The sequence below is a fragment of the Flavobacterium sp. KH_035 genome (genome assembly GCF_057839565.1).
This window is the reverse complement of record NZ_CM174492.1, coordinates 4309824-4329152: the sequence shown is the minus strand read 5'-3', so window position 1 is coordinate 4329152 and position 19329 is coordinate 4309824. Positions and strand designations below refer to the sequence as shown.

Below are 19329 nucleotides of genomic sequence, written 5' to 3'. Positions count from 1 at the left end.
AATTTTATACGCATTAATTAAATTTTGTGGTTAGCCATGGGTAATGCATTACCGGAAAAAATTTGGGAACAGTACGATTGGTATGGTAATACATCGAGTGCCACAGCAGCAAACCATTGGTCTGTAATTGTGGCGCAAAATTAGACAGGCTTTCCCGAAAGAGCCATTAGAGATCTTTTAGAAAAAAATTAGAATTCTATTAGAAAATAGAGCAAAAGAGCTTTTGGATTTTAGAAAATAATCGGGTAAAATAAAGAGAATACACCGCTGTTTGATGCAAGTATTAGGAATAAAATACAGGATATTTCTTTTTAAAGCTAATAGTGAGTAAAATGTATTTAATGTGTTGAAATAGAGTGTATTTGTGTGGTTTTTATGCCTGCCTTGTCATGCTTTTTGTGACAGCCATTTGAGAGTGGATAGAGAAGCTATAGAATTGAAAAAATGCTATTGTAAGTTGAACGCTACGATAAAAGTTGTTCCCTTATTTTTTTTGGAAGTAACGGTGATATTCCCTTTGTGGAGCAGAATGATTTTCCTTGTTAAGGAAAGACCAATACCATTTCCATCGGCGTGAATTTTATTGGAACCTCTGTAGAATGGAGTAAAAATGTGTTCGAGTTCTTCGGGTAAAATACCAATTCCATTGTCCGAAAAATGAAGTTCTATTTTATTATTGAGAAACGAAATAGATACAATACTTTGATGATCATTAGAAAATTTACAGCCATTTTCAAATAAATTGACAAAAGCAACTTTTAGGAGATATTCATTTCCATGAATTGAAATTTGACTGTCGTCTTCAAAATCGTTCTCGAAGTGGATGGTAATGTTATAGTCCGGATTTGACTTTTGAACTTGTTGGCGGGCATCCAATAAAACTTCATCAATACGAAGTTGTTTAAAAGCAATTTCCGAAGGATCATAATTGGCTTTTGCAAGATCAAGCAAACTGTTGGAGAGTTTGGCCAGTTTTTTAGCATCCTGTAAAGTATTTTGAATGACTATTTTATATTCGTCGTTATTGCGTTCTTTATGGGTTGAGAGTTCTAATTCGGCAATAATTGCAGAAAGCGGTGTTCGTAGTTCGTGTGAAATGTTTGAAACAAATTGTTTCTGAGAGTCGAAGGAATTTTCGAGACGGTTCAGCATTTTATTGAACGTGGTGGCCAGTTCGGTAATTTCATCTTTGTTTTTGGAAGTGTCCAGTCGCAGATCAAGATTTGTAGCCGAAATGGTTTTGGCTTTGTTGGTCATTTTTACAATTGGTTCAAATGCTTTTTTCGAAAAAAAGCGACCGGCGACGTACAGCAACAAAATCGATAAGATAAAAACGATGATGCAGGTCTCAAGGAGGTTATAGAATTTGATGTAGCCAAATCCGTCGTATGCAGCGGCGGTAATAATGTACTCTTTCCCCTGAAACCGATAGGTCATGCCTATAACCTGCCATTCTTTTTGATAAAATTTTATTTCGCCTTTACGGGCAATTTCATTAATCATTGACTTGGTTTCTTTAACCACGTCAATATCAACAGCATCGTGATAGAGTAATTGGAAAGTAGGTGTATAGATGGCAACTTCAACCTCGTTTAAGGTTGCTCTGTTGTTTTTGTAAATGTCCTGTAGTGTTTTACTGTTGACTTCTGCATTCAAAAATAAATTGGCTTTGGTAATCGCCTCTTTCTTTAACAAAGCATAAAATTCTTTTTCTCTGTTTTCTTTTGCCGAAATTAGAATAATAGCAGCAAACACTAATAGAATAGTGGCTGTGACAAGGGTAAATAATATGGTTAGCCGGGTTCTTATTTTCATTCTGTTTTCAAAATAAATCCCATCCCCGATTTTGTATGAATGAGTTTTTTATCATAATCCCTGTCAATTTTTTTCCTCAGATAGTTGATATAGACATCAATAAAATTGGTGCCGGTATCAAAATGAGTATCCCACACTTTTTCGGCTATTTCTACTCGGGAAAGCACCCGTTCGGGATTTTGGAGCATATACTCTAAAAGTTTAAACTCTTTTGGAGTAAGGCTTATTTCAGTTTCATTTCTTCTGATACTTTTGGTTTGCAGGTTCATTTCAAGTTCGTCATACTTCAAAATAAACCCGGTGGTATGGATTGAATTACTACCGCTTCTTTTTAGCAAAGCTCTGATACGAACTAACAGTTCCCTCATTTCAAAGGGTTTTGTGAGATAGTCATCGGCTCCCGCATCAAAACCTTCCACTTTATCATCTGTTGAGCCCAAAGCAGTTAACATAATGATAGGAAGATCAGGTTTTATCAAACGTATCTCTTTACACAAATCAAGCCCGTCCATTTTAGGCAGGATAATATCTGTGATAACCAGATCGAAAGGATTCTGCAACATCAGTTTTTTCGCAGAGAGACCATCATAAGCCACTGTAGGGAAAAATCCATGTTCAGTAAGTCCCCGCTGAATCAACTCAGCCACTCTTTGGTCGTCTTCTACTACTAAAATTTTCATCTCTACAAAGTTATACGATTGAATGTAGAATGGAAAAAAAAATAGTGACTAATTAAAGATGGGGTTTAAACTCTTCTGGGATCTCCTTTTAGATACGTTTTGCTATATTTAAAATACTCGGTTGAAGTTCTTTCTCCCGCTTTGCCGTCAATTCTTAGGACGCTTCCAGCACTATTTAGCAGTTTTTGTAATTCTGTTGCTTCGCTGGTAACCGTTCCCGAGTAATAGCTTGTTTTATTTCCCTGAAGTAGTATGCGCTCTACGATGTGGGGATTGGGCAGGGTAATCAAATGCTGCTCCATCATACGTCGCAACAAAACAGCGGCGCCGCATTGTTTGGAAACTGCGTTTGGATCATACTTACCATCCTGTACGTATTTGCCTTTAGTATAGTGGTTGGAATAACTCCATAAATAAGGTGAATTAATTCCTTGTTTGTAATAACCTAAGCCATTAAACAATTCCAGTCTGTAGAGAATTCCCGACATACTCCAATCGGTCCATGAGTTTAGTTTGTCGTAGATTAAAGCATCATTAGCGCTGAATTCCCATGTAAATGGCGGGTTTCCTGCTTTTGGAAGCCCCACAGGAACATGAACCGTACGCTTGGTAAGCGGATCACCGTTGTGAAGGTGAGTGTCAAACCTTAAACTACCTTCCATACAATGTATAATTGAAATGATATACCAGGGAATATTTAAGGGATCACCCACAGATTGATACCTGGTTTTGTTCGAGACTATTTTTGCTACCAGCGCATCGATTTCAGGATACTTAGCTTCTTTAAGGATACAGGAAGCAAATAATTTTTCGTAATTGCTTTTTTTGTCTGGAGGTACTGTTGTTGCCATGATAGTTTGTTATAATTTATGAGTTGATTCTGTTTTATTTTCAAAATGAAGTACTTCTAAAAAAAATCATTTTCTACCTGCCGGAATAGTATCATCTTGAATGATAGTCAGGGGGGTAAGTTTTGGATAATGTAAAATTAGTTAAAAAACGGATTAGTGGTTTTAATTGGTTTAAAAACAGGTGTTTATACGGTTTTATTGAAGGGTAGATTTTGTTTAATAGAAGCAGGTTAATTGTGGAATAGAGATTTTCGATACAAAAAGACGCGATTAGATATTCACTGGTTCTAACAAGATTACCATCGTATTTAATTGATTTAAAATCACGGAAAGTCAAAACAATTATGCCAAAACAAGGCAAGCTTTTGGTTAAAATAGTCGTAACTCTTTCAAAAGGATTTACTTAGTGTGTCCTTAACATTTTTTGATAAAACTTAAGAACAAGTATGAGTTGATTTTTATAGATTTGTAGAATCAATTATATTCCCAAAAATGAATTGGGGAGCAATTACAAAACTTTAAGACAATGAAAGCTGTTACTTCAATATTTTTATTTTTAATGTTTGTCAGTTCAAATTCTTATTCACAATTAAGTTCAGATAAAATATTCGAAAGTTTTAAGCAGGGAGAACGCACCAATTGTTCATCGATTGCTTTTATTAAAGCCTCTTTAAATGTTTATGGGTTAGACAATCTTTTTGTAAATGAGAAAATGGAGGATAACTCACATAAAATCATTTTAAAAAATAATGCATCATTCAATCTGAAAGAAGAAGAAATAAATAAAGCCACAATATCTGCTGGTTTTATCTATATAAAAGATAATTGTGAAAGCGAAAAAATAACAGATTATGCAATATTGACCTACGCTGTAATGGCAAAATACAAGCAAATTATAGATAAGATATCAACTTTTGATGAAGCATTGGAGGATTTGGAAGATGGTTCAGTATACACTCCAACGATTTACAAATATTTAGGGTTTAAAGAAGGCAAACAAGTGTTAAAGCTAAAGCGACAATCGGGAAGTGAATTTTGTGGAGTTGTTGCCTGGTCTACGGCACATGCCGTTTTTGTTTGTGAAGATTTTATGGACTATTACGGAAATAAAAAAAGTATCTGGATAAAGTATCCGGGACGTTTTAGGGTAATTAAATCGTAAGAGACGGGAAGAATTTCTGTAAAAATTTTCAGGTTTCTTAAAAATATGATGAATTGTTATAGCCGTAAAATGTGCTCTCCAGCACCTCAGAATTGTCTTATAGATTGATATAATACAAATTGTTAAAATTTTTTAAAAAAAAGGAATCATTAAAGTTGCGGCTTAAGTTAAATTGTATACTTTTGTTTTCCTCAACAACCAATTACATTAATAAAATGAAAAATAGTATTATTTTAGTAAGTTTCTTTTTCTTTCTGGCAACTGGTGCTATTTCAGCACAGGCAAAGAATGCTCCAAGAAGTATAATCAGTACAACAGCTATTATCCGCAAATACCATGATCAAAAAGAATTGAGTGGTATGCAAAAAGGAGAACTTTTGGAATTATACATTGAGCGTATTAAAGTTTTAGTAAAAACACTTCCGTACATCGCTTTGGTTACAAAACCTGGAGTAACGATGTCTGACTTAGGTATTCCGGACGATAGTGAACACAAAAAAGTATTAGACGGTCAAGCCGAAGGAACAACAACATTTTTGGATACAACGGTAGATTTCCAGAGAAAAATGATGCCTTATTCAGATAAAGGAAATTTAATTGCTGCAATTTTATTTTACGAAAGCACATTGAAGTCATTACACGAGTTTAACGACATTAACTAATGTAAAATAGGGATTCATTCCACAAAAAAAATAGAAACCTCCAAAGTCATTTGATTTTGGAGGTTTTTTTGTTTAAAATAATTCTATGAAAATTTGGAACTTCTGTCTTAATCAAATTTTTACTTCGTATTTCGTTGTTTTCTAATGATTTAAGGCGAGGTCTATGTTTCCTGCTAATAATCGGTTAGTGTCTTTGAATCTGTTATGAAATTTCATCCTAGTTTAATATGGCCTGCAGTTTCAACTGCAGGGAGAGTAGTAATGTATACTATATTCTATTATCAAAACCACAGGCAATGATTGATGCTATTAATCGTTCAGCATTTCCGGATCTGTTGTGAAAACCCATACTATTTTAATATAGCGCGCAGTTTCAACTGCAGGGTAAGTTGTAGTTAATTTTCTCGTTACTGTTAAACTGAAAAATGAAGAAGGACGATGTGTTTTTTCTGGTCTCCCTACCCGCAAAACAGGTATTAATACTTGTCTTCAATCGCTATAAATTAGGTTACTTTACAATCTTGTAAGAAATTAATTGGTAAAGATTTAAACCCTTAGAAATAGCTCTGAACACCTTTTGAACGGGATGTTTGGTTTTAATCTAACAGTAAATTACCCCGTATTTTACATCAAAAAAAGATAGGCTTGAAAGGCTTTTACAGGATTAAAAAACGTTGAGCGGATAGGAGAATGTGAGGGCGACTTTTGAATAAACAACTTATTAACGCTAAAAAAAGAATATTATGTTAAAACGCAAAGACCTTGAAGAAGGAGGAAGTTTAAATCAGCTTACTTCTGATTTTGCTCAAAAGGCAAATGAAGAGGTGTTAGGAGTTCTTCAGGAAGAAGAAGGAGTATTGCACAAGCTGATGTCTAAGTATCAAAAAGTTCAGATTGAAGATCCAATCAGACCTTTTTATGAAGAAGATCTGCAAACAATTGTAAACAATGTAGATTATGGTATTTTAAGAGTATTAGAAGGTACCTGGGTAAGCTACAACAATAACAATGACAACCAGAGTCAAAAAAAATTAGTGGGTAGCGGCATCCATACCACCATCATGCCTTCGCCTGGTACTAGTGCTGGGACCATTCCGGGAAAATACAGCTTCGAATGCGAAGAATATATCGAAAAACTGACTTTTAATCTCGTACCCGGAGGCGTTCGCAACCGTGGAGGTGCAAATGAGCAGTTTTGCGGAGCAGTAAAATACGAGCAAAGTATTAAAAGCGTAAACAGCATACCGGGGCAGGATTCTTTATTATATACCCCGATTCACGAAGAGAACGGTATGTATTTATGGTTGAGTGATATTTTTAATTATGCGGCAACAGATAAAACAATTAAAGAAGATCGCGGTGTACATGCAGTATCACCAAATAACAAGCACAAAGATTTATACAAAAGCGGATATCAGGACGAAACTCTTTTTCTAATCAAGAACGATCAGGGGAAGAAAGAATATGTAACGCTGGAAAACTTAAACGGACGCAAATATTATGAGATTATTGCTTCTAAAGAATTAAAAGCAGGAGCGGGTCAGACCGGACCATATTTTATACCCGATTATTCGATCTCCCGAAGCGGCGTAATTCCACATGGAAGTACAATCACTTTGTTAGGCGATTTAACTCCCGGTAAACAAGGCTATTTAGTTAAAGGAGCGCCGGAGTTTCCTGAAGGATTTGCGGCTTGGGACTATAATCATCTCTCTATTTCGAGAACAATGGGAGGAGCTGGTGCAAGTAAAGAACCTATAAATCTTGACGCACCACCACCGCCTTGGGTATTTGAGGAATTAGATGATGTAAATGATGAAGGTGAAAATAAAATCTACACCCAGCGAATACTGGCAAATCATTTGTATCCGTATTCTGTAAGACCGGATTTACGTCTTCGTGATACGTTGAAAGGCGAAAAAGAGGTAAGAAACCATGTATTGATAGAATTGTCGTCCAAAAATAAAACAGGAGCACAAGGAGGGATATTAAATGTTCCGTTTGTGAATCGTTTTGTTCCTACGGTCGAAATGAACATGAGAATGTGGGTAGAAACAATTTTTGAAAATGATAAAGAAATTCTTCAGTTGCAATACGAGCAGGTTATATTTTTCGAATTTGATTTCGGAGACGACGGAGGTACTACAAGCTGGCCGCACATTCAAGTCAATACACTTCGTAAAATTGAAGATGTTTCTCCTGATCAGAAACGTTTAATAGAAGAGCAATTCCCGGGAAGTTATAAAGCAGGATCATCCGGAGCTGCTTCGGAATGTCCTTATAAGAAAGAGTAAACAAGAAACAACAACCTAAGGGTTGTTGTTTTGTTTTATGATAGCTTGAATTGAAGAAAATGACTTCAAGTTGAAGTTGATAGTGCAGATGTGTTTCAGAGGTTATAAATGATAAGGGCTATTTGACAGAATATGTTGATGCATAAGTAATAAGGTGTCTCTGTACCATTTGTTGGCAGCAGTAAGCCTGTGGATATTTTTTCGGGTAATTTTACCTAAAGGACATTCTAAAAAGAAAGTGGCAAAAGGCTTTATGTTTGCAATAAAATAATCCCTTTCCCTGTTAATATCCCTGCAAGAGGTTATAACGACTTCTGTATCTGGGTTTTGTTTTAGTTTTTTTATTAAGCCATCCATACATTTTTCATCGTCTGTCGCAGAGTGAATTATAATCTTTTTTCCATGTCGATTGAAGACAATAGAAAAATCATTGTATTTCCCTTTGGGATTTGGTAAAAAAGAAGGAAATGGATTTCCGTGTATATCTGTTGTAAGACCAATCGTTAACCATTCCGCAATTTTATTAATTGCTGTAGTTTTGCCCGTTTGCGGTGCACCTGAAATAACTAAAAATTTCATAAGTAGTGTTTTATTGTAAAAATTAATTTTTTATTTACTAAACTATCCTGATTTAAGCAGAAAGAACTTTAAACTTTTTCATTTTAGCAATATGCAATTCCAACTAAATTGGATTTTGAATTCTTGCTAAAATATTGAATATATATGGAAGAATAAAAAGGAAAACCGTATTTGGTTAATAATTTTTTTGAGTTGTTATGCTTATAAAAATCAAGTATAAACACTTGATTTTTATGTTTCTGGGCTTGGTATATTTGATTTGTTTTTTACTCCGTGATTTCAGCATTAACAGCTGATAGCGATAAGTTTAAAGGTAGAGATTAACCAATTAACAATTATTTATTATGGTAAAAGTATACGGAGTTGACGAATCGGATTATAAAGCGGACTTTATCATTTCTGAAAATTATATCAAATTTACAGGTGAATTACTTCGGCTTTCTCTGTTAGCCATTGGAGGATTTGGTACGCTTCTCGTTGCGAAAATGAAAAGAGAAGGATTTGCGGCTGAATTGGATTACTCCGGATTTATTATCGCGTTAGTATGTTTTGTTTTTTGTTCAGGTACTTGTATGTGTCACAGGTTTTTTGCCACAGACTCAATGAGTTGGTTTATTAGTTTATTAAGGACTCAGAAGAATGACGATATAGTTAAAATAAACAAAGAAAGGAAAGGTCTGTATAAAACATTAAAGTTGTCAAATGTCTTCTTGGTTCTAAGCGGAATTTCATTTGGATTAGGTGTAATTTTTTTCTTTATCGCGATTTATAATCTTCTTTAGCTTGTTGCATATCATTTGTTAGATAATTGGATGTATGGTTAATTGAATTTTAATGCTAAGTTTGTAGATACATACTGAATTAAAAATTCTGATCAAACGAGATTATGAGTACATTATTTGTTAAAAACATGGTTTGTAACCGTTGTATTATGGTAGTTCAAAACGAACTCGAAAAACTCGGTTTGGACTTTACCAATATTAAGCTGGGAGAAGTTACGCTGACGAGAGAACTATACCCGGAGGAAAGAAACTTACTGGAAGGAGCACTGGTTCCGCTAGGATTTGAAGTCATAGATGATAAAAAGAGCAGAATCATCGAAAAGATAAAAAACATCATTATTGACCTGGTACATCATCAGGATAATGATACCAAAAATAACCTGTCTGATATCCTGAGCGAGAAAATCAATCATGACTACAACTATCTTTCAAATTTGTTTTCTGAGGTGGAAGGTACTACCATAGAAAAGTACTTTATAGCTCAAAAAATCGAAAAAATAAAAGAGCTTTTGGTTTATGATGAGTTATCACTTAGCGAGATAGCTTTACGCTTAAACTATTCAAGTGTTGCCTATCTGAGCAATCAGTTTAAAAAAGTAACCGGATTAACACCAAGTCACTTCAAACAAATTCGGACAGAAAAAAGAAAACCTTTAGATGAGGTCTAAGTAAATTTTACAAATCAAATCCATAATTCCACAATAGAATTCAGTGCTATTGTTGCCAACTTTGCAGGTATAATAAAAGAAGCGAATTATGGCAACAAATTATAATAGTAAGGAAACAATTTACATTCCGCTGGAAGATGTAGAGAGCGAGCACTGTGCATTAATCGTAGAGAAAGGATTAGCAGAAGTTAAAGGCGTTGAAACCCACAAAGTAGAAGTCAACAACCGCAGGGCTGCTATTACCGTTAAAGACAATGAAACTGTTGGTAATGCCGTAAAGGCGATAAAAGACCTGGGATATGGTGTGCCAACAGTTAAAAATACATTCCCAGTTTTAGGAATGACTTGTGCCTCTTGTGCCGGTAGTGCAGAAAGTATCGTATCTTATGAACTGGGAATAGTGGATGCATCGGTAAACTTTGCAACAGGAAATCTTACCGTAGAGTATCTTCCCAATCTTACAGATGCTTCTAAACTGCAAAAAGCTGTTCAGGCCGTTGGTTACGACTTGCTAATTTTAGACGAATCGAAACAACAGGAATCTCTAGAGGCTATTCACGCAGAGAAATTTAAAAAACTAAAAAACAAAACCATCTGGGCCGTTCTGCTGTCGCTACCCGTAGTAGTGATAGGGATGTTCTTTATGGATATGCCTTATGCTAATGAGATTATGTGGCTGTTTTCTACACCCGTAATTCTTTGGCTCGGTAAAGATTTCTTTGTAAATGCATGGAAACAAACAAAACATCGCTCGGCCAATATGGATACATTAGTGGCTTTGAGTACTGGAATTGCCTATTTGTTTAGTGTGTTTAATATGTTATTCATGGATTTCTGGCACCAACGCGGACTACATGCCCACGTATATTTTGAAGCAGCGGCAGTCGTCATTGCGTTTATCCTTCTTGGTAAATTATTAGAAGAAAAAGCTAAAGGTAACACCTCATCAGCGATCAAAAAGTTAATGGGTTTACAGCCCAAAACCGTGATGGTTATTCAACCCGACGGAACAGAAAAACAAGTGGCAATTGAAGAGGTAAATGTTGGAGCTGTTATTCTGGTAAAACCAGGTGAAAAAATTGCTGTCGACGGTATGGTTATTTCCGGTCATTCTTATGTGGATGAAAGTATGTTAAGCGGTGAACCGGTTCCGGTATTGAAAAAAGAAAATGAAAAAGTGTTTGCGGGAACAATTAACCAAAAAGGAAGCTTTCAGTTTAAAGCGGTTAAAGTAGGTAAAGAAACGATGCTTGCCCAAATTATCAGAATGGTTCAGGACGCGCAGGGAAGCAAAGCCCCCGTACAGAAATTAGTTGATAAGATTGCCGGTATATTTGTTCCGATAGTAATTGGTATCGCACTTCTAACTTTTATTGCCTGGATTGTTCTGGGTGGAGATAATGCTGTGGCTCAAGCGCTATTGGCTGCTGTTACAGTATTGGTTATTGCCTGTCCTTGTGCTTTGGGACTTGCTACACCAACGGCAATTATGGTAGGTGTAGGTAAAGGTGCTGAAAACGGAATATTAATCAAAGATGCCGAAAGTTTAGAACTGGCAAGAAAGGTGACTGCTATCGTACTGGATAAAACAGGAACTATTACTGAAGGAAGACCTCAAGTGACAGGTATAAAATGGCTAGATGATACAGATGCAACCAAAGAAGTTTTGCTAAGTATTGAAAAGCAATCAGAACATCCGTTGGCGGAAGCCGTAGTAAAAAACCTGGAAGGTATATCAGCTGTAGTACTATCTCATTTTGAAAGTATTACCGGTAAAGGAGCAAAAGCCACTTACAAAGATGAAACATATTATGTAGGGAACAAGAAATTGTTAGCAGAGAATAATATTGTTATTGCAGATTCATTATTGAATCAGGCAGAGCAATGGGGCAAAGAATCTAAGACCGTGATTTGGTTTGCCAATAGCAAGCGGGCACTTTCGGTTATTGCGATATCCGACAAAATCAAAGAAACCTCTGTTCAGGCGATCAAAGAATTGCAGGAGATGAATATTGAGCTGTATATGCTAACGGGAGATAACGAAGCGACTGCAAAAGCGATTGCCGCACAAACGGGAATCAAACATTATAAAGCAGAAGTTCTGCCACAACACAAAGCTGATTTTATAAAAGAATTACAACAACAAGGTAAAACAGTGGCAATGGTAGGTGATGGTATCAACGACAGTACAGCTCTGGCAACTGCCGATGTCAGTATCGCGATGGGCAAGGGAAGTGATATTGCAATGGATGTAGCAAAAATGACAATAATCTCATCTGATTTGACTAAAATACCTCAGGCGATTCGCCTGTCTAAGCAAACGGTTGCGACAATCAAACAAAATTTATTCTGGGCGTTTATTTATAACCTTATTGGTATTCCGCTTGCTGCAGGAATATTGTATCCGATAAATGGATTTTTACTAAACCCTATGATTGCAGGAGCTGCCATGGCTTTGAGCAGCGTGAGCGTAGTGAGCAACAGCTTGCGTCTGAAATGGAAAAAATAAACTCTTGATGCGTTTGTCAAACGGCGGTTCCAAAGATTATGGGCCGCCGTTTTTATATGTATATCATTTGACTGAATTAATTAGTCTAACGCCTGGAAAAGGCGTTAGACTAATTAATTCAGGTTTCTGGTTAATTACTATGGCGTTCCCCTCCGGGTCGGGCTGTCCGCTAAATCTTTTGCGATGGAGATTTTTTGTCTGGTATAAAAATAACAGAAATCGCAAAAGGATACCGCTTTCATCCCTAACGCAGTCTACGATAAAGAGAATATTTAAAAAGAAAAGAGCCTTCTCATCTATAATTTATAGAGTATTATGAGGGGTATTGCTCTGAAAGAGCAAAAGCATCAGTATGGTGCGAAGCACTATCTGCTAAATTAAAGTAAATATTGCCCTGAAAGGGCAATAGCAATTTCTACTGCTTTGTTTTTTAATACCTGCCAACTGGCAATTTGAATGAATTAATGGATGAAGTAAAACAAGATACTGCAATCAGTAAATTTCATAAATCTAATACAGAATAGTGTATAAGGATTACGGTTTAATTGACGGAAATTTGTAGTATAAAATAACAATTAAAACATCAATATAATGGAAAAGCAAGATTTTCAATTTAAAACAAACCTGAACTGCGGCGGATGTGTTTCTAAAGTACAATCAGACCTGGACAATGCAGCTGGGATATGTGAATGGAATGTAGACACTACTAATGCAGATAAAATACTTACCGTTCAATCGGATGGTGCTACTGCCGAAGAAATAATTGCTATTATTAAAGCGAAAGGTTTTAAAGCAGAACCTTTAGAAATTTAATCTTTTAAGACTTCTGTTTGATTACAGATTTTAAACAAAAGTTAATGCTTATCGTTACCGAATTGAAAGTGAGCCCGATGTTTTATCGGGCTTATTTTTTTTAAAAGTAATACTTTAAGTAAAAGGTATTAATGATTATCGTGTATATGGTTGATTACTAATGAAAACACGATAATTATAGTTAAATTAATTATTAAAATAAAGTATTTTAATAACTTGTATTTTATTAATTTATATTTAATAATAATTGGTTATATATTAAATTTTAATATTAGATTTTAGAAAGAGTTATTTTTTAGTTTTAAGAAAAATAGTAAAGTAATTTTTAGCTTAAAAAATTAAGAGCTGTCCGGAGATAATTCGGACAGCCCTTTTGGTATGCTTACTCGAAAAATGAGTCTGTTTTTTCAGGTTTTATTTTTTTAATTCTTTGTTTGCCTGAATGAAATTCTGATAATTCTCTTCCGACTCAAAGTAAGCTACATTTCCTTGTTTGTTCAATGAAACAATATATGCTGTTGCTTTATCGACTTTTGCTCCGGTATGCGGATCTATTGCTTTACGAACACTTTCTTTACTTGGGATACGTTCTACGCACATGTTGCAGCAGCCATAATACATTTTTCCGTCAAACGGAACTTCCATTTGTTTTTTACCCATGTGCAGATCATTTACCATACAAACTTCATCATTGGGCACAGGAGTTCCTTTTGAAACAGCAGTAGTGTCTTTTATAGTTAGTTCCTTTTGGTCTGATGCCTGATTCTGTGGTTTGTTTTCCTGATCTTTACACGAGATCATTACTACAGCCATTGCGGCAATAAGGAAATAGCGGCCAAGTATTTTCATTGTTTTATTTTTTAATTTTTGTTCCTTCTATTATTTCTTCAGTGGCTTTCATTAGAATGTTGTCGCCGTCATTTAGTGCACCAAATACTTCAACCTGATCCTGCAATGCACGTCCTTTGGCTACCGGTATATTTTTAGTTTTTCCGGCTATAACCTGAATTAGATACATCCCCATATTGCTTTCTACCAACGCAGTTTTGGGTACAAAAAATGTAGCTTCGTTGGCTTGTAATGTAAGCATAGCTTCTACCACCATTAAAGGTTTTAATTCAGCGTATATTTTCATAATATCGGCCTCCATACGTTCCGAACGTAATTTGAAATCCAGAACTCCCGATTTACGCGAAATTTTAGCACTATATTTTTTCTGTGGAAGAGAAGTTACTTTAAAATGTATAGAATCTCCTAAGTTTAAATAAGGTGTATTGGCTTCCGGAATGGAGAGCGAAACACGCAGTTTTTTATTATCCTGAAGTACCAATAAAGGTTTGTCAGACCCTTTACCCATTGGGCCTACATAAGAACCGGGATCAACATTTCTTTCGGCAACAATTCCGTTAAAAGGCGCTCGGATAACCAAATAATCATTCATAACCTGTATTTCCTGATAAGCAGATTTTGCAGCCTCTAGTTGTGACTGATCGGATAGTTTTCTGGCGGTAATTTGGTCTAAAGCATCCTTGGCAATAGCTCCTTTAGTTTCATTGGCCTTAAACATTCGATCGTAGTTCGATTTGGTAGCAATGTAAATGGCTTCCTGTGCTTTCCATTTGGATTTTGCCGCTGCCAGCTGCGCCTGAATCTCGGGTGCTTCCAAAACCATGATGATTTGTCCGACAGTTACCGGAGAACCTATGTCGACATAAAGTTTTTTTACGTAGCTGTTTACTTTTGCGTAGATGGCCGTTTCCTTGTCGGAGACTAGTTCTCCGGCAAGTTTTAAAGGAACTAACGGATTACTCTTTTTCAGGGATACCGTTTCAAAATTCTGCATCATCATCATGGGCATTGCTGCCGGTTTCACTTCTTTTTTATTTTCTGAATTGCAGGATGCAAATACAATTCCGATAAGGATATAATAGACTAATTTCATGTTTTATTTTTCTAACGTTATATAATGAATGCTGTTTTCGTCTTCAGGATCTAGAGAAGGTGATTTGGTGGATGTTTTGTTTTGTATCCATACAAATACCAATGGTAATAGGATCAATACACTAAACGAAGAGGCAATTAATCCGCCAATTACAGCTCTTCCTAATGGAGCTACCTGATCACCGCCTTCTCCATGTCCGATAGCCATTGGAAGCATACCGGCGATCATGGCTAATGTGGTCATAATGATCGGACGTATACGCAATGCAGCCGCCTGAACAGCCGAACTAAGGGCATCGCCATTTTGTAAACGGAGAGACTCGGCATTACTAATCAGTAAAACGGCATTGGCTATAGAAACTCCTACAGACATAATAATTCCCATATAGGATTGTAAGTTCAGCGTTGAACCAGTAAGTTTCATTAAGATCAAAGAACCCAGAATTACAAAAGGTACAGTCGTTAAGATGACTAAGGATACTTTAAAAGATTGGAAATTTGCCGTAAGCATTAAGAAAATAACGATTACCGCAATTAATAATCCTGTAGCCAAACTGTTCATGGTTTCTTCTAAAACAGGAACCATTCCAGAGACCTGAACATTAACTCCTTTAGGCAATTCACCAATTGAATCTATTGCAGCCTGTACGTCTTTTTGTGCCCTTCCTAAATCGGTATTATGAATGTTTGCCGTAACGGGTGTGTAACCCATGGTACCCAAATTGTAACTTTCGCCTACTACCTTTGTTGGAGTGATCGTTGCAACATCGCCCAAAACTGGTCGGTCTGAATTTTTTCCTAACGGAACATTCATTAACTCATCTTTACTGTTTAGAATATTCTGAGGCGTTTGCACCTGAACATCGTAGGCAATTCCCATCATTCCGCCTACCCACATGTTTTTACTTGTGTAACGGGAAGAAGCTGTGATAGGTATTAAAGAACGTGCAATATCCTGCGCGTCGATCCCCAGCTGAGCAGCTCTTACTCTGTCAATATTGATTTCGAAAGCCGGATAATTTAAGGATTGCGGAATTTGCTGATCTCTTAAATAATCAATTTCTTTTAGTTTAGCCAAAAGCTTGTTGGCATACATTACATTCATTTTTTTCATCATTCCGGAGAAACGAACCTCAATAGGAGTGTTGGTTCCCTGGCTTAGAATCTTTTCTGTAAGCTCGATAGGTTCAAAAGAGAAATGCAGTTCCGGCATTTTTTCCTTCATGTGCTTACGAATTTTTTCTTTTAGTTCATTTGTATTGCCGTCAAAATCTTTCAGCGCAATTTGCATTAAGGCCTCATGTGGACCGGCATTGTACAAATAAATCGGACTTACCGCAAAAGAAGAAGGATGCTGACCAATAAATACTGATGAGATAGCAATATGATCTTTGCCAATGATAGCTTCGAGTTCGTGTAAAACCTGTTTTATTTTTAGCTCTGTTTTTTCTATTCGAGTTCCTTCAGGAGCTTTAATACGCACCTGAAACTGACTTGAATTTACGGTAGGCAATACGTCTTTACCTGTAATGTTGTACATTAAGAAGGCACTTATTGCTACTGCGACAAAGCTTACGATTAAAATAGGCTTGCGTTTGCCCATTATCGATTGTAAAAATTGTACAAAACGATTTTTGAATTTGTCGAACTTATCTTCCGTATGTTCGTGATCTTCTTTGTTTACCATTAACCAGTTTGCCATTACTGGAACAAAGGTTTGTGACAATATAAAAGACAGTAACATCGAAAATCCGATGGCCAGTGCGAGTGGTATAAATAACGATCCCGGTATTCCCGTCATCATAAAGGCAGGAGCAAATACAGCAAGAATACACAACAGGATTAATAGTTTAGGAAATGCAATTTCCCTACAGGCATCTAAGATGGCTTTAGCTTTAGTTTTACCCATGGCAAAATGCTGGTGAATATTTTCTATGGTAACCGTACTCTCATCCACCAAAATTCCAATGGCCAATGCCAGTCCGGACAATGACATGATATTGATGCTTTGTCCAAATAATTTAAGGAATAATACTCCTGAAATAATAGAGATTGGTATGGTAAGCACCACAATTAAAGCAGCTCTTCGGTCACGTAAAAATAAAAGCACCATTAATCCGGTTAGCATGGCTCCTAAAACACCTTCGACAATTAAACTTTTTACGGCATTGATAACATATACGGACTGATCGAATTCGTATGAAATTGCAACATCATCCGGTAAATTATTCTGAATAGCAGGAATCGCCTTTTTAAGGTTTTTCACCACGTCCCAGGTTGAGGCGTTACCCGATTTTGCAATGTTAATGTAAACCGATCTGGTACCATTAATAAGGGCATAACCGGTAGTGATATCGGCTCCGTCTTTTATGGTAGCCACATCACGGATATAGATATTATCGACCCCATTTTTAAAAATTGGAATGTTTCCAAAATCAGCTACTTCTTTTATGGTATTGTTCGTAGGAGTCAAATAATTAATATCATCAACATAGATATTACCTGAAGGTGATGTAATGTTATTTCGGCTAATAGATTCAACAATTTGCTCAGGCGTTAAGTGATGGGTACGCAGTTTATTCGGATCGATGTTTATTTCGATCGTTCTTGGACTTCCTCCAAATGGCGGAGCGGTGGTTAATCCCGGAATTTTAATAAGAAACGGACGTGCCGTAAAGTTGGCTATATCCTGTAACTCATTGTTTGTTTTCGATTTACTCTTAAACACCAGCTGACCAACAGGCTGGGAGGAAGCATCAAAACGAATAATAAACGGAGGCGGAGCTCCCGGAGGTAAAAACACCTGTGAACGATTGGAGAGCGCATTGATTTCGGCAATCGCCTGCCCCATATCTGTACCTTCATAAAAATTAATTTTCATTAAGGTAAGTCCTTGAGTATTTTTTGTTTCAATGCTTTCGATACCACTGGTAAACAGCATCATGTTTACATACATTTTTGTAAAATAACCTTCCATTTGCTGCGGTGTATATCCATTAAAAGAATGGGCTATGTAAACCACAGGAAGATTCATATCAGGTAAGATGTCGACCTTTATTTCTTTAGAAGCTTTAATCCCGAAGAACAAAAGCCCCAGCACCATCACCATAACAGAGATGGGCTTGCGCAAGGCAAAACGTATTAAATTCATAATTTCGGGTTTATTGTATCGCGTTTAGTAAAATGTTTAAATTGCCTGTCGCAGCGGCTTTAATCCATAAAGCCTGCCAGATGTTATTTTGGGCAATTTCATATTCAATTTCTGCCCTGTTGAGTGTGTAAAAGGATTGCGTTAAATCGACAATTGTGGTAAGACCATTATTGTACAGAGCAGTATGCTGACGGTAAGCATCTGTAGCAGCGATTACTTGTGTTTTTGTTTCTTCAAAATTCTCATAAGCGTTTTTCAGTTTGTCACCGGCAAGTTTTTGCTGGGCAATAAGTTCTTGATTTATATACTCATATTCATTTTGAAGCGATTGAGTAACTAACTTTTGTTCACGCTTTTTAGAGGACTGACGGTAGATGTTGGTTAGGTTCCAGCTTAAGTTGATTCCAACTATATAATTGCTCCGATCTATTCCAACACCGTCTGCATAGGATTTTGAGAATGCGGTATTGTCCTGCATATAATTCCAGTCAAAACCCGAACCGCGTCCCTGCATAACTCCAAATGCCGAAATGTTTGGTAAAGCGAGTACAGTTTGCAATTTTTCCTGTTGCTCGCTTTTTAAAATATCACTTCTTCGCCATTCGAGTATAGGATGTTTACTTGTTTCCACAACAGGCTGAGAAAGAATCACAGGTGTTTTAGTAGTAAACACGCTATCGAGTTTATAAATCTGATATTCTTCACCCAGCATTACGGCTAGTGATTTTGAATGATCCAGTTCCATATCGTAGGCCTTTATGACAGCCGATTTTGCACTAGCAACCTCGGCTCTTGCCAAAGAATAATCTACTTCAGGGATTAGGCCGCTTTGTGCACGGCTTTTTGTAGTTGTTTCGACCACTTGGGCGCGCTCCAGGTTTTTGTCCTGTACAAATTTAATGCGCTGGGCAGCGAGCAGGTTCAGGTAGGCAGCACCCACTTTTACCTGATGCTGAAATTTTACCTGTTCGAGATCTTTTTGCGCCACATTTTCATCAGCTTTGGCAATGGCAACCTGCGTTTTAATTTTTCCAAAAGTGAAAAGATTCCAATTGACATTGGCAAGATACAGTGATCCAAAAGCGGCATTCCAGTTTTGGTCCTGTAAAGGCATTGAGGTTGCAGCGCTGCCTAATCCGCCATAACTATACATGGGCCCGTTTTGGGCATTAATGGTACCATAACTTTGTTGTGCCATTAAAGTAAAGTCAGGTAAATACTGGCTTTTTTGATAGATGGTGTTTTCTTTTGAAGCATTGACAATGGCTTCTTTGGCTTTTATTTTTTCAAAATTTTGAATAGAGCGTTCAAGAGCATTGGGTAACGTTACCGTTTGTGCCCAGAGATTTCCGGAAACAATACAGAACATTGCCAATGCAAAATATTGCATTTTCATAGTATGTATTTAAAAATTAAACAATA

At 36.5% G+C, this 19329-nt stretch carries 15 protein-coding genes; 7 read left to right on the top strand and 8 right to left on the bottom strand.

The features are described from left to right. Positions 1 to 447 precede the first annotated feature (447 nt). The 3 genes from AC3IS6_RS17725 to AC3IS6_RS17715 all read right to left on the bottom strand — a co-directional run bounded on the left by AC3IS6_RS17725 (position 448) and on the right by AC3IS6_RS17715 (position 3346). Complete coding sequence (locus AC3IS6_RS17725) at positions 448 to 1815, bottom strand: ATP-binding protein (protein WP_489161305.1); 1368 nt, start codon at positions 1813 to 1815, stop codon at positions 448 to 450. Next, positions 1812 to 2495, bottom strand: coding sequence for a response regulator transcription factor (locus AC3IS6_RS17720; RefSeq protein ID WP_489161303.1), 684 nt, complete (start codon positions 2493 to 2495; stop codon positions 1812 to 1814). Before AC3IS6_RS17720 ends, AC3IS6_RS17725 begins: the two co-directional genes overlap by 4 nt. Positions 2496 to 2560: 65 nt before the next feature. Next, positions 2561 to 3346 (bottom strand): hypothetical protein, encoded by a 786-nt coding sequence (locus AC3IS6_RS17715; protein ID WP_489161301.1) that lies wholly within the window; start codon positions 3344 to 3346, stop codon positions 2561 to 2563. 526 nt (positions 3347 to 3872) lie between these two features. Between AC3IS6_RS17715 and AC3IS6_RS17710 the strand changes: the two genes are divergently transcribed. From AC3IS6_RS17710 to AC3IS6_RS17700, 3 genes are all read left to right on the top strand, one after another. Continuing rightward, a complete protein-coding gene (locus tag AC3IS6_RS17710; protein WP_489161299.1) occupies positions 3873 to 4508 on the top strand; it encodes a hypothetical protein in 636 nt (211 codons plus the stop codon). Between the two features lie 215 nt (positions 4509 to 4723). Continuing rightward, positions 4724 to 5170 carry a hypothetical protein gene (locus AC3IS6_RS17705; RefSeq protein ID WP_281924823.1) on the top strand — a complete coding sequence of 149 codons (447 nt, stop codon included), beginning with the start codon at positions 4724 to 4726 and terminating at the stop codon, positions 5168 to 5170. A gap of 743 nt (positions 5171 to 5913) precedes the next feature. After that, on the top strand, positions 5914 to 7464 hold the full coding sequence (locus AC3IS6_RS17700; protein ID WP_489161297.1) for a peroxidase, FMP-type: 1551 nt from the start codon (positions 5914 to 5916) through the stop codon (positions 7462 to 7464). 102 nt (positions 7465 to 7566) lie between these two features. Here AC3IS6_RS17700 and AC3IS6_RS17695 read toward each other — a convergent pair whose 3' ends face one another. Continuing rightward, positions 7567 to 8043: a hypothetical protein gene (locus AC3IS6_RS17695; RefSeq protein ID WP_489161295.1), complete on the bottom strand. Its 477-nt coding sequence runs from the start codon at positions 8041 to 8043 to the stop codon at positions 7567 to 7569. Between the two features lie 344 nt (positions 8044 to 8387). Between AC3IS6_RS17695 and AC3IS6_RS17690 the strand changes: the two genes are divergently transcribed. The 4 genes from AC3IS6_RS17690 to AC3IS6_RS17675 all read left to right on the top strand — a co-directional run bounded on the left by AC3IS6_RS17690 (position 8388) and on the right by AC3IS6_RS17675 (position 12815). Continuing rightward, positions 8388 to 8825 carry a hypothetical protein gene (locus AC3IS6_RS17690; RefSeq protein ID WP_489161294.1) on the top strand — a complete coding sequence of 146 codons (438 nt, stop codon included), beginning with the start codon at positions 8388 to 8390 and terminating at the stop codon, positions 8823 to 8825. 104 nt (positions 8826 to 8929) lie between these two features. Beyond that, a complete protein-coding gene (locus tag AC3IS6_RS17685) occupies positions 8930 to 9493 on the top strand; it encodes a helix-turn-helix domain-containing protein (protein WP_489161293.1) in 564 nt (187 codons plus the stop codon). An 88-nt stretch (positions 9494 to 9581) separates the two neighbouring features. After that, positions 9582 to 12002: a heavy metal translocating P-type ATPase gene (locus tag AC3IS6_RS17680; RefSeq protein WP_489161291.1), complete on the top strand. Its 2421-nt coding sequence runs from the start codon at positions 9582 to 9584 to the stop codon at positions 12000 to 12002. 591 nt (positions 12003 to 12593) lie between these two features. Continuing rightward, positions 12594 to 12815 carry a heavy-metal-associated domain-containing protein gene (locus AC3IS6_RS17675; protein ID WP_264530312.1) on the top strand — a complete coding sequence of 74 codons (222 nt, stop codon included), beginning with the start codon at positions 12594 to 12596 and terminating at the stop codon, positions 12813 to 12815. A 414-nt stretch (positions 12816 to 13229) separates the two neighbouring features. Here AC3IS6_RS17675 and AC3IS6_RS17670 read toward each other — a convergent pair whose 3' ends face one another. The 4 genes from AC3IS6_RS17670 to AC3IS6_RS17655 are packed head-to-tail and all read right to left on the bottom strand — an operon-like array spanning position 13230 to position 19303. Beyond that, the gene (locus tag AC3IS6_RS17670) at positions 13230 to 13664 is read right to left on the bottom strand and encodes a hypothetical protein (protein ID WP_489161289.1); all 435 of its coding nucleotides are present in this window, start codon (positions 13662 to 13664) and stop codon (positions 13230 to 13232) included. A 4-nt stretch (positions 13665 to 13668) separates the two neighbouring features. Beyond that, positions 13669 to 14757 carry an efflux RND transporter periplasmic adaptor subunit gene (locus tag AC3IS6_RS17665; RefSeq protein WP_489161288.1) on the bottom strand — a complete coding sequence of 363 codons (1089 nt, stop codon included), beginning with the start codon at positions 14755 to 14757 and terminating at the stop codon, positions 13669 to 13671. A 3-nt stretch (positions 14758 to 14760) separates the two neighbouring features. Next, positions 14761 to 17907: an efflux RND transporter permease subunit gene (locus tag AC3IS6_RS17660; RefSeq protein ID WP_489161287.1), complete on the bottom strand. Its 3147-nt coding sequence runs from the start codon at positions 17905 to 17907 to the stop codon at positions 14761 to 14763. 10 nt (positions 17908 to 17917) lie between these two features. Further along, positions 17918 to 19303: a TolC family protein gene (locus AC3IS6_RS17655; RefSeq protein ID WP_489161285.1), complete on the bottom strand. Its 1386-nt coding sequence runs from the start codon at positions 19301 to 19303 to the stop codon at positions 17918 to 17920. Positions 19304 to 19329 lie beyond the last annotated feature (26 nt).